The sequence below is a fragment of the Candidatus Sordicultor fermentans genome (assembly GCF_012728195.1).
GTDB classification, from domain to species: Bacteria; Atribacterota; Atribacteria; order Atribacterales; family Caldatribacteriaceae; genus Sordicultor; species Sordicultor fermentans.
Map to the genome: position 1 here is coordinate 1 of NZ_JAAYFP010000004.1, position 2,047 is coordinate 2,047.

The 2,047-nt window shown below is 42.5% G+C and carries 3 protein-coding genes and 1 pseudogene; 2 read left to right on the forward strand and 2 right to left on the reverse strand.

From position 1 onward, the window contains the following. Nucleotides 1-159, forward strand: a pseudogene (locus GXZ17_RS00200) (GIY-YIG nuclease family protein); the annotation flags it as partial. Nucleotides 160-430: 271 nt separating this feature from the next. On the opposite strand, the gene GXZ17_RS00205 reads toward GXZ17_RS00200, so the two are convergent. Together GXZ17_RS00205 and GXZ17_RS00210 are read right to left on the reverse strand one after the other, a co-directional pair. After that, on the reverse strand, nucleotides 431-802 hold the full coding sequence (locus GXZ17_RS00205) for a DUF5615 family PIN-like protein (RefSeq protein ID WP_409375277.1): 372 nt from the start codon (nucleotides 800-802) through the stop codon (nucleotides 431-433). Further along, a complete protein-coding gene (locus GXZ17_RS00210; RefSeq protein ID WP_409375278.1) occupies nucleotides 799-1,041 on the reverse strand; it encodes a DUF433 domain-containing protein in 243 nt (80 codons plus the stop codon). Before GXZ17_RS00210 ends, GXZ17_RS00205 begins: the two co-directional genes overlap by 4 nt. Before the next feature lie 496 nt (nucleotides 1,042-1,537). On the opposite strand from GXZ17_RS00210, the gene GXZ17_RS00215 reads away from it, so the two are divergent. After that, nucleotides 1,538-1,987 (forward strand): DUF6431 domain-containing protein, encoded by a 450-nt coding sequence (locus GXZ17_RS00215; RefSeq protein ID WP_409375279.1) that lies wholly within the window; start codon nucleotides 1,538-1,540, stop codon nucleotides 1,985-1,987. Nucleotides 1,988-2,047: the final 60 nt, after the last annotated feature.

Sequence of the window (2,047 nt, forward strand, 5' to 3'; positions counted from 1 at the left end):
CACCTGCACAGCTTAGTCTATTATGAGGTTTATGAAGATGCTTATTCGGCAATCACCAGAGAAAAGCAACTCAAGAAATGGAGAAGAGACTGGAAAATAAATCTGATTGAGAAAATGAATCCGGAATGGCGAGACCTCTACCCAGATATTATCCAGTAAAAAAATCTGATCTTTATAAAGACAAAGAATTATGGACAAAAACCTCTGGATTCCCGATTGAAGATTTCGGGAATGACGAGAAGGGAGGTCGTCAACCCTGAGTGGGCTCTGTCGCTTCTTTTATCCGTCATTCCTGAATGCATGTATCAGGAATCCATATTACTTAAAAGCATTTGGATTCCCGATTAAGGATTTCGGGAATGACGAGAAAGGAATTACTTCCTTCTCCACAGATACCGTTATTCACGCATCACTCATCGCTCATCACGCGTCACTGATTACTCTCAGAGCGTGGCAGGGGCCGGATTTTTACACCGGTTTCAAAAGCAACTACAAAATGATCTAATAACCTGTCCCTGTGGCCAATCAGAAGTTTTGAAATTACTTGAACTTTATTGGTTCCCTTTTCATCCTGTAACCGGAGAAGAACAACCCCTCGGTTTGGCAATCGCTCTTGGAAAATTAATTTTCCAAAGTCTTTGTCATTAGTAATGATTATCCGCCCTTCTTTATTGGCCCAAGCACATACCTCTAAGTCTTGAATTCCCGGACAACACTCTTGAACTGAAACAACATCATATCCACAAGATCTAAGATAGCGAACAACACTCCGACCAACGTTTTCATCAACCAGAAACTTCATTCATTTTTTACCAGGGGTAAAACTTCTTCTACTGCAAGAGATTCGGCAGCATAAGCGAGAGCAGCTTTAATATCCTCTTCGGTGAGGTGTGGATACTCCTCCAGAATCTCTTCCACAGATATCCCCTGGGAAAGCATTCTCAAGATAAGCTCGACAGATATCCTCGTTCCCTTAATCACCGGTTTGCCAGCCAGGACTTGAGGATTTATTTCAATATGTTCCAAAAGTTTATGTTCCATTGTTTCTCCTTTCTTCACCAGCTTCTTTTGGGTTCAAGTCTCAAGTTGCTTGATTACTCATCACTCCTCATGTTCACCCTCACATTCACTCATCACTCATCACTCGTCACTCATTTCCCTCCATGAGTAAAATTACTACTCAAAAGAGAAGTTGTCAAGACTATAGGGGGGCGAGCCCCCTATGACCCTTTTTTTCTGTCATTCCTGAATGCCTCTATCACCCCCTCCTCGTCCCCCCGGCAATTTTTAAGCCGGGGTCCACGGCTTTTGTTTATACCAACTCAGAATGTCCAAAAGCTACCGAGATTGTCTGTCTTTAAATTGCCATATATAATGTCCAGGTAATAATCTTTAAGGGAAAATTCTTTAGGGAAAATACTGAGGAAAGGAGAAGGACCTCGAAGATGGATAACTGAATTCCCCGAGGCCCCCCAAAAGGTATGATTATTGTATCACACTATACCAAAGAATGGGATAGCAATCACCACTTTTTCTGGTGACGGGGAGGGAAACCATTCACTGTCCTTACTGCCAGGGAGAACTAAAACCTTATGACCGAAGAAAGAGAGTTCTCTTAGACCACAATGGGAAACGCTGGGTTTTCTCTCTTAGAAGATTACGCTGCCAGAAGTGTAAGAGAATGCATATCGAGTTACCCGATATCTTTATTCCCTACAAACGTTATAGTGCCGCAGTAATTGAATCAGTGATAGAAGAGAAAACAAGTGGTGCTCCCTATGAGGAGAGAACCAGACAGAAAATCTGCTCCTGGTACAGAAGAGTGAAAAGTCATCTTTTAGGAGTCTGGCAGCAGCAAGTGAAATTAGGTTTAGCCTCCCCTGGTTTTATTCCTCATCTGGTTTCTCTGGTCAGAGCGGCCGTCAACAGTGGAAATTGGCTTTACCACCCGTTCGGGCGTTTTCATTATGCCTTTTCACCTCTATAGTTTGGTTATCATAAGAAAAGGGAGGTTAAAACTAATGACCAAAGCTCAAAATCCAGAGGA